Raw genomic sequence first — 13,546 nt, 5'->3', positions numbered from 1 at the left:
CGCTCTCGCCATGAGGGGATCCGGAATACGAGTCGATCTCCCACCACAGGTCACCGGCGAAGACAGCATTCGAGTAGGATGGTGGAGACTCTGCAGCCCTCGTCGGGACTGCTCCTGACCTGCTTTGAGATCTGCTATGACCAAGCACTCGGACGCCTTCATTGACCTTGGCCGCACTTTCTCCAAAATCCCTTTTGATGCTGATGCGTCTGACGATGTCGACCTAAGCGGTAGGCATAGCCGGCAGGGAGAGCTCCACTGGCCTGACTTGCTAACTCATAATCGGGTGATACTGCTGTCCGAGGCGGGATCAGGTAAAACTGCTGAGATCCGAAACGTCGCTTGCCAGCTCCGGAGCCAAGGCAAAACTTCTTTCTTTCTTCGTATTGAGAACGTCACTTCAGACTTGGAGGACGCCTTCGAGGTGGGGACGTTTGATGAGTTTGAGAGCTGGCGCTCTTCAGATGCAGAGGGCTGGCTCCTCATGGATTCAGTCGACGAGGCTCGGTTAAATGATCCGAAGGATTTCGATCGTGCGATCCGAAAACTTGGCCGATTGACCCAAAACGCTTTGACCCGAGCGCACATAATCATCACTGGACGAAGCACAGCATGGCGCGCAAAGACGGATCTTGCTATCTGTGAAAAGGCTTTTGCTTTTGGGCCTGTAGCTCGGCGCGCATCTTCCAAAACTACTGATGGTTTTGTGGAAGTTATGCAAACGGTTACAGACAAAACCGAGCCAGAAACGTCGTTCCTCTTGGTGACGTTGGACGACATCCATGACGAGCAGATTGATCGCTTCTTAAATGCCACTGGCGTCCAAGACATCAAAGGGTTTCGTTCCGCAGTTGAGCGCAAGGAAGCTTGGTCGCTAACCACGCGCCCTCTGGATTTCCTGGAGCTCGTCGATTTTTGGCTTGAGCACCATCGAATAGGCTCGCGCTGGGAACTCATGAAAAGCAGCATTAATCGCCGCCTTGAAGAGCGTGACCAAGATCGCGCCGAATCTAGACCCATTGCTCCAGATAGGCTCAGAGAAGGCGTGCGCCTAATTGCAGCAGCAACAACATTAGGGCAAACGTCTGCGATCCGCATCCCTCCTGATGGTGAGACCAATAAAAGTGGGATTCCCATTCGCGACGTGCTGACGGATTGGAATGACACCGAATCAGCAGCCTTGCTGAATCGGCCAATTTTCGAGCCTGGCATCTATGGAACCGTTCGTTTCCACCATCGTACTGTCCGAGAATACCTAACAGCTGAATGGCTCCACGAGCTGATACGTGGCGCAGGTTCGCGGGTCAAAATCGAGAACTTGTTCTTCTGTACACAATACGGGCTGGAGGTTATCAATCCTTCGATGCGTCCAGTTTTGCCCTGGCTAGCGCTATTGGATGAGCCCATTTGTACACGGCTAGAGGAGGTTGCTCCGGAAGTGTTTTTTGAGGGCGGCGATCCTGGACAGCTTCCACTGAGTACACGTCGGAGAGTGTTGCGTAAAGCGTGCGAGCACTTGGCGCAGCCGGCTCACAGTTGGGCGATGACTGACTATTCAGCCGTGCAGCGATTCGCGCACCACGATCTCACTGAAGACATCAAAGAGCTACTGACGCTTTACCGTACCAACGATGACATCGCCTGGTTCCTTTTAAGAATGGTATGGCAGGGTGAGGTGGTGGGGGCACTTGCAGAGACTAAGCAATTTGCCCTCAATGCTCAGCACAAACATACTCGTTTGGCAGCAATCCGAGCTGTTATCGACCTGGGAACTGCCCAAGATGTAGCCGATGTGCGCCTAGCGTTGCTGGCAGGAGACTCCAAAGTTAACCGGGAATGGTTAGCTGAGCTGCTTGATGGGCTTGCGCTCGATACTCAATGGCTCCCTTGGCTGCTAAAGGCAATCGAGAGAAGTGCGAAGAAGGAGCGCTATAGCGGTAGAGATGCCCTAGCGTTGAAGCTTTCTTCCCTGGCGATGGATTGTCCGCTAGAAAATCTGCCAGCCCTCATATGCGGGCTCGGTGTGCTTTTGGACAAGCCTCCAACTGAACAGCACGGTTTCAGCGCTATCTCTAAAAGGTACGGCTGGCTAGCCGAGATAGCTGGTATGGCAGTGCTCCGTTTGCTCCAGGCACGAGACCCGTTTGCGCTTGATGACTCGGCCCTCGCGATTCTGAGCAAGCTGGCCCAAGCGCACAGTTATGAAGAGCGAGATACTCGAGAGCTCGGAGAAAAACTCCGGGAGATCGTGCCTACTTGGCCGGAGCTCGATTACAAGCTGTTTTGGTATGATGTTGGAGTAGCTCGTAACGGTCGAGTGCATCGCGGGGAACCTGTAGTTAACGTCTGGCAGTTGATTGGTTTCCGGCCATTCTGGTCGTTGAATAGCGAAAACTTTGGCCTCGCCTGCGACAACATCGCTAGCCTCACGAATATGCATGATCGACAGATATCGCTCAGCATGGCGTTTAACATCTACACACAGCACGGCAAACCATCCTCGTGGGAGACCCAACTTCGGCAATCAGCTGATGCTCAGGACGAGCTTCGCGAGAAGCTTGAAATTCTCTTAAACCCACCGGAGCGAGAAGTTGAGGAGTGGGAGATCAAGCAGGCTCAGTGGAAGGAAGAAGCCGCCCAGCGAAAGTCTGAAGAGGCAGAGCATCGGCGCTCTTGGCGAGAAGGGCTCGCCGCCGAAGTGGCCCAGATAAATGGCCCCAAGCCAGGCGTGATGACTCGAAGCCAATCTTACCTAATGGAACGGATGCGTGAGGGCTCATCGTCGTCAAGTACTTGGAGCAGCGGCGATTGGCAGTCGCTCATAACTGAGTTTAGCCTGCCAGTCGCCCAAGCGTTTCGTATTGGCGCTGTTAATTTCTGGCGGGAGTATTGCCCAACTTTGCCATCTGAGGGGGCTCCTGCCAATTCGACCCCATACCAGGTGATTTTTGGATTGGCTGGGCTCGCTATCGAGGCCAAAGAGGAGCCATCCCGCTTCTCGCAGTTGTCCGTCGATGACGCTGAGTACGCAGCTCGCTATGGGATGCTTGAGCTGAACGGTTTTCCGGAGTGGTTTCCCAAGCTCTTTGGGCTGTACCCGCGAGTTATCCAAGAAGTCGTACTGCGTGAAATCAATTACGAGATGGATGCGCCAAGTTTGGAGTTAGGCGGCAATCGGGTGCTACAGAGAATGCGTTGGGGGGGAGCTGGATGTACGAGGAGCTTGCTGCTCCGCTCATGCTCCGGCTGACACAGCACATAAGCGACCTTGAGTCGATCCAGCTCGTGCTGAGCATTGTGCAGGAGTCGTCGGTCGCTGATGAGTTACTGGCTGAGCTCGCCTGCAAGCGTGCCATAGAAGAGGTCAATTCGGAGATTGCGCCGACTTGGTATGCCGTGTGGGTTGGAGTGGAGCCGGCGCTTGCTATCCCAGCATTGGTAGCTCGCATCGACTCGTTATCTTCAGATGAGGAAAAAGCCACATTTGCCATGCTTTGCCTGATTGCGATTGTCGGAAGCCGCACTGCCAGCCGTTGTCGGCAGAAGTACAAAACGGTTGAGCATGTCAAATCGCTGTATCTGCTGATGCACACATACATACGTATTGCAAAAGACATTGACCGTGCAGGAAAAGGAGTCTATTCGCCAGGACTTAGGGACGATGCCCAGAATGCTCGTGATGGGCTTTTAGCTTTTATCCGAGAGACGCCTGGGAAGGAATCATTCCTAGCATTGCAGGAAATCGCACAGGCCCACCCTGCAGAGCGATTACGTTCCTGGAGTGCATTCTACGCTCAGCAAAAAGCTACAGCCGACTCGCAGACGCCGCCGTGGGAACCATCGAAGATCGTTGAATTTCATAAGTCGCTGGAAAGCACGCCATCCACCCACCGTGACCTCTGGAATCTCGCGATAGATCGACTTCTGGACTTAAAGCATGATCTTGAAGATAGCGATTCGAGCTACGCAGAAATTTTGCTCCAGACCAATCAGGAGACTTCCATCCGGAAGTTCATCGGTAAGTGGCTGAGGGATCATGCTGCGGGACGCTACGTCGTGCCGCAGGAAGAGCAGCTTGCCGATGACAAACGCCCTGATTATCGATTCCAAAACAGCCAGAACTACGCGCCCGTGCCTGTCGAGCTTAAGCTTTCACAGAACTGGAGCGGCCCTGGGCATTTCGAACGACTTGAAAACCAACTCTGCGGGGACTACCTACGCGACATAAGCTCAAGCTGCGGCATCTTTTTGCTGGTAAATCATGGAGGTCAGGTGACGTGGGAAACGCCCACCAAAGACCGGGTCGGGTTTAATGATCTAGTAATCGCATTGCAAGAACACTGGTTGGTCATAGCTTCGAGGTTTCCTAACGTCGAAGACATCAAGGTCATCGGCATAGATCTCACCAAGCGAGGAGGAGCTGCCGCGATCAAAGCCATCGAGGCCAATCAGGCGGAGGCTAGTCAGAGCACTGATGAATGAAAGCCAGCGGTGGCTGAGCAATTTGAAAGAGAGCGAGAAGGGTGGTGGAGCTTTAGGGATTTCTCAGCAATACAATCGCATCCACCCAAGATGGCTTGCATAGCTAGTGAGAGGAAGCTGATGCCGGACACGGCAGGGATGCCATGTCTCCACCAAACCAGCTCGTCTCAGCTTCCTATCATTAGGTGGGTAGTGAGCAACTGTGAAACCTTCTAAGCGAGAAGCGGTTCCCGGTTTGTAGCTTTCTCTCAATGAGGCCTATAGGAACAGAGCGGTGAAGCATCAGATTAAGCATTTGATGCAAGTACTGTGATGGCCGTTTACCATTACGGCCTCAACTCTCTGCTAGGCGCTTCTCATGTCTTACTTCGTATTACGCTCAGCCATTGCTAGCGACGCGGTCAACTGCCATCGTGTCGAAAGCGCCTCTTGGGTCGGCGACGGGTTGGCGACGCTAGATGAATTTGAACAATGGATTCGACTGAATCCTAATAACTTCATTATCTGTGAAATGAATGATGAATTTGCCGGGTTTGTCCATTTCGGCCACTCCAACGACGATTTTATTTCTGAAGACGGGTTCAAGGCTCAGTGCGGTCAAGGCACTACCGCACCTTACGCTCACATCAGATCGGTTGCAGTGGACACAATGAGCCATGACTATCGCAGCATCGCGATGCTGATAGGCTGCATGGAGGAACACTTTCAAAAGCTGAACAAAAAGGGCATCCATTTGCGTTGCAGAGATGAATACGTTGATCGCTTTAAAGCGGAAGGCTTCAGGTATATCCAGGCGTTGGCTTCCGATGACATCAGCACCTGGCATGAGATGGGCCTTCATCTGAGCTGGTGAATTATCATGCCCGTGGTTAAGCGCTGTACTAGAAGCTAATCACCACGGTAGATTTCAAGCAGCTCGCGAAAAAACCGATCGTATGCCGCATCGCGCGGGCGGCGTCGAGCCATCGCGCGAAGGTAGAGCGCAGGTATCGAAGGCAAATGATGATTTAGCTTGATCGAGCACTCAGCCCATACCTCTCCTATAACGGTCACTGAAGGTGCCTGCATTAACGTGGGGATCCGGGAGTACCACCAAAAATGAGCCAAGATGTTTGGCCATGGATTCGATGGGATAGCGAGCACGACTTCACAGGCCCAGCCACCTCTTCGACTTAGGTGCGGGTCGCTCTGGGCTTACAACCTGGGGGTAAGGTCGAATCCGTAAAATTGAGATGGATCAACTCACCATTCGAGAAGTCACGCATTCCGTTAAGCGCTTGGAGGGTACGATCTGAGAGAAGGGAGTGCTTGTGTGATTCAAGGGGTGGTAGTTGAGCACGATGCAATGCTGTCCCTGCTATCGCCCCTTCGAGCCTAAGGCTCGGCTCAATTCGTCAGTTGAATCCCAGTTGGTCATCGCACGAATCGCTTGAGTGACAGGCGACTCGCTATCACTTGCTCTCGTATCTCATCGGGATCGATCGACATACCGCCGTCTGGTGTCACGCGCAGAGAATTCAGATTGTTGAGGGCTGCTATGAACGCCCGATCTCTGGCTTGCTCTTGGCCAGATCTGTTGTCTCGACAAACAAGTCCTATCAATCGACCGAACCACTTCATGCCGCACTCCTGATTTCGTGTTCCATGGCAGCATTTTCAGCGATGTGCAGGAGATGTTAAATGAGTGAACGATTAGCAGCGAGATACTGGACGACCTGCTCCAGTCCTGCTCGGCATGCGATGAGATCGCGTGGTCGACCACTCAGACCTCGATTCATGCTGCTTAGCCAGATCTTCGCATTTTGCTCGGTTCCTGCAAGCGCGAGCAATGACAGATACAGCTCAACCAAGAGGATGGCCCGTCTCCGCGCTTCGGTGCTAGGTTCAAGCAGTTCATGTCCGTGATGTAGACGCAGCACAGTGGAAACCTGCTCGCCCAAGACAGCTGATAGATCAGTGTCATCAAGCCCCAACCCTTTTCCGGCTTGGATAAAAGCTTTGCTAAGCACAGCGTTTTCGGCGCTGGATGTGACTGATTTCATGCTCCACCATATGAGCTGTAACGTAATTTTGTGCTTTGTAACTCTGCATGCGTTACAGCGCACAAAGCTACGTTACAGCCCCCAAACGGGGCGAGGGGGCAGGCAAGCATAGCGCGCAGGCGTGCGGATGGAAGCCCGCTAGGGCCAAGACCAGCGCCTTGCGCGTAGGCTTGGTTTACGACAGCCATCCCCGACCAGGGGCACGCCCAAAACCATGGCCTCTCACCAGCCCGCATAATGAGTAACCAAGTGGCCCCAAGGGGAGGGTAGTGCTACACGCTGATCGGAGTATTTGAGTGAATGTGGTGCCGGCGCCATTCATCAATGGTCGCAATTATCAGTAGGTCGCGCTCAGTGGATTGGGTGTAGATCTGTTCGCTGTCTACCAGGGCTTGGGCATATCCCTCAGCCCGGGCCGAAGCTTTGTCAAACTCCGGAAGGGAGTCGGACGAACCGATGTAATTGATGAGTCGCTCCCACGCTCTGCGCTGCCGATTGCCTTGAATCGTTTGAGAAAACGCTATAGCGCCACTCAGGGACTGGGCAAAGTCAGTTGTTGATCGGTTCAAAATTGCTTTCTCGCTGAGGGCATACAGATGAAAAACGGATCGTTATAAAAAAACTTGAGGTCGATCGAGGATTATTTCAATAGCGGTAGGTGCGTGGCGTCACCGAAGCAGGGCCGCACGAACAACGCCAGTACCAGCGGGCGACAAAACTGGCTGACGCTTTCAGCTAGCGTATCGAAGCGAGTTCGCGATACGCCGTACCAGCTTGCACGAACCTAAGCCACTTTCTGGCCGCTTGGTTCAAAGGCCTAGAATTCTAGCGTCCAAAAATATTTCACCCTGTCGCTAAAGTTTTCCTGCGCAGCGTCCGTTGTTATTTTTAAGAACAACGTATTGGTGAAATTTGTGGGCAAAAATGAAGTACTACCAGCAACGTTTTTTGCGGAGCGCGAATTTGTTTGCTGGCGCGGGCGGGAACATGACGAGCTGTATTCGTGCAAGGTGTCCAGGCAGGGGGATCACTATGTCGGCCTGATTTTAGACATCATGCCGATCAGGCTCTCCGACGCCATAGCTGAAGATATCGCGAGCTGTCTCTACGATGCCGTGCTCGTTACCGTTGGGAATTTGGCAGGATTTGTACCAACGCCTACCGTACGCGATAGCAAGCTTGAGAGGACATTTCGAAAAAGGGTGTCGGGCGAATGGAGCTACAGTGCTGATGGCCGATTCGACGGCCATGAGACAAAAGATCAAGTCTATGTTGTTGAGCTTGCGGTGGATAAGAGCGACAAAACTGAGGCGGTGGGGTCTATACAATTGAAGGCGGTGGGGTAGAGCTTGTGTTCGACTTCATTGGTTATTCATTCAGCATGCACGATGCGGTTTGGCTTGCTAATGCACTAATGGAAGCGATGGGGCGTGAACCACTGGATACCCTGGAGACAACGAGCATGAGTTGCAGTCCAATGACAGGCATCCATCCAGCTGAAATCCGAGTGTAGCAATAGTCCATTCTGTGCAATCAGCTGCGCTTTTTGTGAAGTCCTGTTTTCCGAAGAGCGTTTTCGCCACGGGGATTGTCGAGTGATACGTTTAGGTGGAATCAGATACGGCGAAGGAGCTCCTCGAGCTGGCGATGCTCGGCAGGAGTCAGAAGGTCGATAGGTTCGGATGCATCTCTTGAGCTGAATTCGTACCTTCGGCCTTCGGGGCTGTAACAGCTATCGCAGTAGTCTAACTCTCCGCAGTCGCTGTAGAGCGTTATCACCCAGTCGTCGACGTTAACGGTCATCAGCCCGCAATAGATCTCATCCCAAGTGGCGTTTGTAATTCTGCGCACTGAGCGTGAAATCATGGAGACGTCACGCAGAACCAGGTAGACCTCTCGAGCAGTGAGCATTTTTTTATCTGACATGGCGTTCCTCTCGGCCTGCGGATCTCAAACACAACAGCGTACTTCACCTTGCATAGAAATTATTTGTCCCTTTTCAGTGTGACGAAATGCCGAAGCCCTAAGCGCGCCGCTATGACTTTGTCCTGAATCTCAATTGGGTCAATGGACATGCCTCCATCCGCGGTGACGGCGAGGGTCTTGAGGTTGTTAACAGCTTTGATGAAGGCTTTTTCTCTGTTTTTCTCCCGCTCCGAACGATCATCAGTAAACCATGCCATGGCGTTACTCCTTCCTCTCTAACTTGCCTTCACGTTGTGTAGCTTAGGGCCCATCGACTTGCGCCATTGGGGCTCGAACCGCCAGCCATGCAAACGCCCCCCATCATCGACATAGCACGCAAGGTAACACTGGCGGCTAGTGACGTGGCGCCGACGGGGCAGAGCAGAACACCTGTAGGCCTCGCATGCCTAGGAGTCAATCAGTGCGTGGGTGATCACCGGAAACTCTTCTACTCTCAATGGAGGGCGCCTGCTGGGCCGCGCGCAAAACGATTCCGCCGAACGACATGCTGGCATCCACGTAGCGCAGCGCCGACTTCATGTCCTTCCAGCCCACATAGCTCATCAGCCCCTTGATGTCCCACCCGTTGGCGGACGCCCAAGTTGCAAAGCCGCGCCTCATCGAGTGGCTGCTATACAACTCCGCTGGCAATCCTGCCTCTTTGAAAATGCGGCGCAGCACGGGATCAGGCTATGCGGCTGCATGGCGTTGCCTGACAAATTGCCCCAGCGATCAATCCGCTGGAACACCGGGCCTTTCGCGATCCCGGTAACTGTTATCCAGTTGATTTAGGCCTCCAGCCTAGTTGCAGCCACGAATCTTTGAGAGGCGGATGAGGAGCCGTTTGGGAAATAGCTTCGTCACGATGCCCGGAAAGGGATCGATCAGATCGAGTATCCGGGACTTTCTTTAACCTCTGTCGCGCATCCCTATGCCTCGCACCGAACGACTGCGCTCCTGGTCGTGCGAGTGGTAGTAGACATCCTGAGTTGTGCTGAGACTGCTATGACGCAAGTCCATCTGCAGATCCTTGGGACTTCGCAGCGGCGCATCGAGCGTCGCAGAGGTATGTCTGAGCCAGTGCGCGGAAGCCACCCGCAGACTATTCGTCTCGTGCTCGCCGCGCTCCTCCTCGCGCATCCGCGCCAACGCGTTATCGAATACCGATTGGAGGAGGGCGCGCACCTGCCGACCGGAGAGCCCTGGACGACCACGCAGAGTCATGAGCAGAGGCGTCTGTTCATTCCACTCAGGCAGCGGAGACAGCCCAACAAAACGCCGGTAGCGCGTCAGATACTTGGAAATATACTCTTCCCTGACCGCGACCTTCCCGGCCTTGTTACCTTTCCCGATCACGTGGTACCACCAGTTGCCCTCAGGATCGAGTCGGAAATCACCCATGACCGGATGCCAGTTCGGTCTGCCGACGATGTCGGACACCCGCAGATACATAGCGAACAAGGTCGCGACAATGAACAATGTGCGCTCATGCCGGTCGGGCTCCTCAACGGCCATATGCTCAGCGGTTTCCAGCACATAGTCCCACTGCAAAGGGGTCAGAGCACGGTTTGTCCCTTCCTCCTGAGGGGTTCCACGGTTGAGGCTTTTCTTCTTGATCATCCGGAAAGGTTGGCTGCAACCGTTCCGTCTTCAACCATGTACTCAAAGAAACGGCTGCAAATCGTGTAAATCTGGTTAATGGTGCTTTGGGAAGCCTTGTATCGCGTGACGACACCGGGAGCCGCGCCAAGCTCTATATCCTGGGAGGCATCGTCTGGAGCCGGTGTCAGTCCGTCCGATGAATCCTTAGTACATTTTAGGCTGAATGGTCTCCATTTTGGATTCGGAATGACGGGCTCACCCCACGCTGATTCGGTATGGTCACAAGTCACGAACCGACCGCGCACAATTGGGCCTATCCACTCAGCGGGAGGATTACGGCAAAATTCCAGATAATCTTCAGCATCTTGTCGTTTGAGCTGAGAGAAAGCTTTTTGCCTTATGATAAGTGCCCATAACAGCAACCGCTCGACATGAGTTCTATAAGAAGTGAAAGTCAGGCTATTGTCCGAAAACGCACGAAGAAATTCCCGAGTCGTCAGATAACCCTTGTTGGCCTCCACTAACGCGGGAAACTTTTCAATATACAGGCGAATGCAAGTCATACTAGGTTCACGCAAACTAAAGTCCATATCAATGAAAATTTCATAGGTCTCAAAAATAGGCATTGGTTGCGTAGACATCTTGGTGCACTACCGTATGATTTGGCTGTGATTGGAAACTTCCAGTAATGGAAGTAACTGGAAGTTAGGGCAGGGCGGCTGCATTTTTCATCTTCCCTAATCTGAACTGATGAACATTGATCGATGGTAGCCCCTGAAAGACGCCGCTGCAACTCCCCTTGCTCAGCGGATATAGTTTTTAGTTTCAACTTGACAAAAGCCTGAAGCGTGCACTAAGAGCGATTGCTCTGTTGGTTTTTCCGCTAATTTCTTTGTGTGGATTTTTTCTCTTTATGTCGTGCTCGGGATTTTTTTATTTAACTATGTATTGTCAGATCCAGCTTAATTCTCCGTACCATTATGGATTGAGATCTTTCTGAATTACTCCAAAAATCATTTAACCTAATATTGTCAGAGTGTGCGAATTCTGTTTTTGCTTCTTTGGGGTTTGTGGGCTTAAAGCGGAGTTGGGCTTGTTGGAGCGGCTTTTCTCGGCACACGGTCAGTGGCAATTGTTGTGTAATTCATGCTTCAGGCTCTGCATTGACCGAATGATATGCGCTGCAACGTAGTCCAGGCAGATCTCAATAAATGAGTGAAAAAGCACGAATGGTTTTTCCATTTAAATCTTTAAATGGAAACGCCCTCTGGAACATCCACTTATTTCGTTGAATACCTAAGAGAGCCCTGTTTTCGTGGGTTTCACGGGTTTTAATTACGATTAGCACATGGCATTTCCACTTATTGTTTTAATAAACAACGGCGCCATCGAGGGAGGCCACGATCCAGCTACGTGTTGTTGATCATGTCGTTCAGGAGCGGCGGCGAGCAGGCATGCATCAGTGCGTGATTGCAACACGAACGATGGTGGATATGGCGCTGGCCCGGTATTACGGGGCTTTGAGGAAGTCGCAGCGGCTTTGAGAGGCTTCGGTTTAGGGGCTGGTGTGCAAGCGGACGCTGAGTTTCAGCAGGTCTACGGAAAGACCTTGGCAGCGCTCTGTTGGCATGGAATGTCCACTTGTTTCGTCTCAGGAAACGGAGGGTGTGAATGTCCACTCATTACCTAAAAATCGCTGAAACCCCTGTCTTTCGTGGGTTTCAGGGCAGCCATGGATCCGCACCTTCGGATCTCAGTCCATTAATTTCTCCTTGGGCTAGGGAGCTATTACATTTGAGCTTAATTAATAAATACTGTTGTTAATCAGTAGTTTACGAATTTTCACCTAACAGATTTTTCCACTGATTTCGTTAAAAAAACCTGTCGCATTGGCATGCTGAATGCGCTCAAGCCCTCGGGAATCAAGGGTTTGAGGGGAATAGCAAGGGGTTTTCCACTTAAACCGCGATTGGCGCAGTGGTAGCTCGAAAGAACCTTCGGTAGAAGTTCCGCTCTGACACATCATTTAACATAATATACATTATGCGTACCACCTTATATGGGGCTGGGGGCTCTGGTGATCAGATTTTAAGGCAGGCTCACAGGTTGTCCGGCTCCTGATCGGAATCCGGCAACTGCGCCGGCGGCGGCATTCCATAAAACACGATGAACACATCTTTGCTGCCCAGCTCACGATACCAGCGCACAACGTCCTCAATCAGTTCGTCCAAGACACCGATCAAAATATCGTCGTAACCTCCAGGAGCACCGGCTTCATATCGATAACGCGCATTGGTGAAAACTTCACGATCCTTCTCGATCCAATGCTCGTGACGATCAAGCCGAATATGCTGCCTGATCGGTTCAGGTATCGCGTGAAACAACGTAAGCAGATCGTGCTTATTTGGCCCTCTGTCTTTCCGATAAGCCGGAATTCTGTCTGTCGCTTTCAAATGCTCATGCGCAGCTTTTATTGCTACCAGGTCTAGTTCGTAAGTTTCATTAACCTGGCCAAGGTTGCCATTGGGCTTTGACACGAAGCTTTTGAGCAGGATTTCCATGCCAATTGCAGCATTGATCTGCGCAATGTCCAGCATGTCATGGCCACGTCTAAGGTGCTTCGCAGCCTTCAAATAGCGATAAGCGCTTTCAACCAACCAGGGCGATAAATATGTCATTACAACAGTCTTTTCACTCGTTTTCGTTCAGCTCTTAGAAGCCAAAGCCAGAAGCTTCATAACGCTGGAGCCCTTGATTTACTTGGCTTGTTACCGATTACACGTGTCTGCTTGAAGCTTTGAAAGATACCGCACATGATTGAAAGATAGCGACCAAGGAAGAACGACCCCTAGTTCATTTAATGCACTACCCTTCCCTATTAATAACGGATAATTATAACTAAGCTAAATAGGCATTTAGTTTAGTTATATTAATGTGGCGAAATCTCATCGATGATCGATGTGATGTTTTTTGAGCAGCCTGCCAGCTATCCGAACTAAATATCCTAAAAAATGGTAACTAACAGCATGAAGCTGTCTGGTTGTTTGCTTCTGTCACCCGCTACTCGCTCCGACTGCCAGTCCAGGTGTCCGCAACATCATCTGTCGGCTTGTCAGTAGTGATGAGCTTCTCGATGCCCCAGTCACCAGGCACATTCCAATCCTCGCCGAAAAGTTCGGCCGGGTGCATCGTACGGTCGGAACCATTGCCGCAGGCCAGGGACTTCGCCGGACAATAACGGTCGCACCCCCAACAAATCCGTTCGGGGTGCTTGGGGTTGATGGGGAAGTTCTTGGCCATGCCGATCTCCGGTCATTGGGAGGCGTTTTTCCAACCTATAGCCCTTACGCAAAGCCAGCCTTGATACACATCAAGAATCGACATCAGATGACTGCGCTCTCCTCCTTCGCAATCCCGGGGCTAAGCTAACGCTTTAACAGACTTGGAGACGTCTC

The 13,546-nt window shown here is 52.0% G+C and carries 8 protein-coding genes and 2 pseudogenes; 3 read left to right on the top strand and 7 right to left on the bottom strand.

Annotation, left to right across the window (positions count from 1 at the left end; translation table 11 throughout):
* Nucleotides 1-136 precede the first annotated feature (136 nt).
* Together HP062_RS04670 and HP062_RS04665 are read left to right on the top strand one after the other, a co-directional pair.
* Nucleotides 137-4,482 (top strand): annotated as a pseudogene (locus tag HP062_RS04670) (NACHT domain-containing NTPase).
* A 358-nt stretch (nucleotides 4,483-4,840) separates the two neighbouring features.
* Nucleotides 4,841-5,335, top strand: a complete 495-nt coding sequence (locus HP062_RS04665; protein ID WP_172790922.1) for a hypothetical protein — start codon at nucleotides 4,841-4,843, stop codon at nucleotides 5,333-5,335.
* 823 nt (nucleotides 5,336-6,158) lie between these two features.
* Here the strand turns inward: HP062_RS04665 and HP062_RS04660 are convergent.
* A complete protein-coding gene (locus tag HP062_RS04660) occupies nucleotides 6,159-6,524 on the bottom strand; it encodes an MbcA/ParS/Xre antitoxin family protein (protein ID WP_172790921.1) in 366 nt (121 codons plus the stop codon).
* A gap of 914 nt (nucleotides 6,525-7,438) precedes the next feature.
* Between HP062_RS04660 and HP062_RS04655 the strand changes: the two genes are divergently transcribed.
* On the top strand, nucleotides 7,439-7,870 hold the full coding sequence (locus tag HP062_RS04655; RefSeq protein WP_256666091.1) for a hypothetical protein: 432 nt from the start codon (nucleotides 7,439-7,441) through the stop codon (nucleotides 7,868-7,870).
* A gap of 268 nt (nucleotides 7,871-8,138) precedes the next feature.
* Here HP062_RS04655 and HP062_RS04650 read toward each other — a convergent pair whose 3' ends face one another.
* The 6 genes and pseudogenes from HP062_RS04650 to HP062_RS04625 form a co-directional block, all read right to left on the bottom strand.
* Nucleotides 8,139-8,450, bottom strand: a complete 312-nt coding sequence (locus tag HP062_RS04650) for a hypothetical protein (protein ID WP_172790920.1) — start codon at nucleotides 8,448-8,450, stop codon at nucleotides 8,139-8,141.
* 59 nt (nucleotides 8,451-8,509) lie between these two features.
* Nucleotides 8,510-8,707 (bottom strand): hypothetical protein, encoded by a 198-nt coding sequence (locus HP062_RS04645; protein ID WP_172790919.1) that lies wholly within the window; start codon nucleotides 8,705-8,707, stop codon nucleotides 8,510-8,512.
* Between the two features lie 196 nt (nucleotides 8,708-8,903).
* Nucleotides 8,904-9,170 carry a tyrosine-type recombinase/integrase gene (locus tag HP062_RS04640; RefSeq protein ID WP_256666090.1) on the bottom strand — a complete coding sequence of 89 codons (267 nt, stop codon included), beginning with the start codon at nucleotides 9,168-9,170 and terminating at the stop codon, nucleotides 8,904-8,906.
* 228 nt (nucleotides 9,171-9,398) lie between these two features.
* Nucleotides 9,399-10,732, bottom strand: a pseudogene (locus HP062_RS04635) (tyrosine-type recombinase/integrase).
* 1,458 nt (nucleotides 10,733-12,190) lie between these two features.
* A complete protein-coding gene (locus tag HP062_RS04630) occupies nucleotides 12,191-12,769 on the bottom strand; it encodes a hypothetical protein (RefSeq protein ID WP_172790918.1) in 579 nt (192 codons plus the stop codon).
* 382 nt (nucleotides 12,770-13,151) lie between these two features.
* Nucleotides 13,152-13,391, bottom strand: a complete 240-nt coding sequence (locus HP062_RS04625; protein ID WP_077748447.1) for a DUF3079 domain-containing protein — start codon at nucleotides 13,389-13,391, stop codon at nucleotides 13,152-13,154.
* Nucleotides 13,392-13,546: the final 155 nt, after the last annotated feature.

Source organism: Pseudomonas sp. B14-6, assembly GCF_013260315.1.
GTDB classification, from domain to species: domain Bacteria; phylum Pseudomonadota; class Gammaproteobacteria; order Pseudomonadales; family Pseudomonadaceae; genus Aquipseudomonas; species Aquipseudomonas mandelii.
Note: the sequence above shows the minus strand (reverse complement) of the source record. Positions and strands in the feature narration are given on the sequence as shown.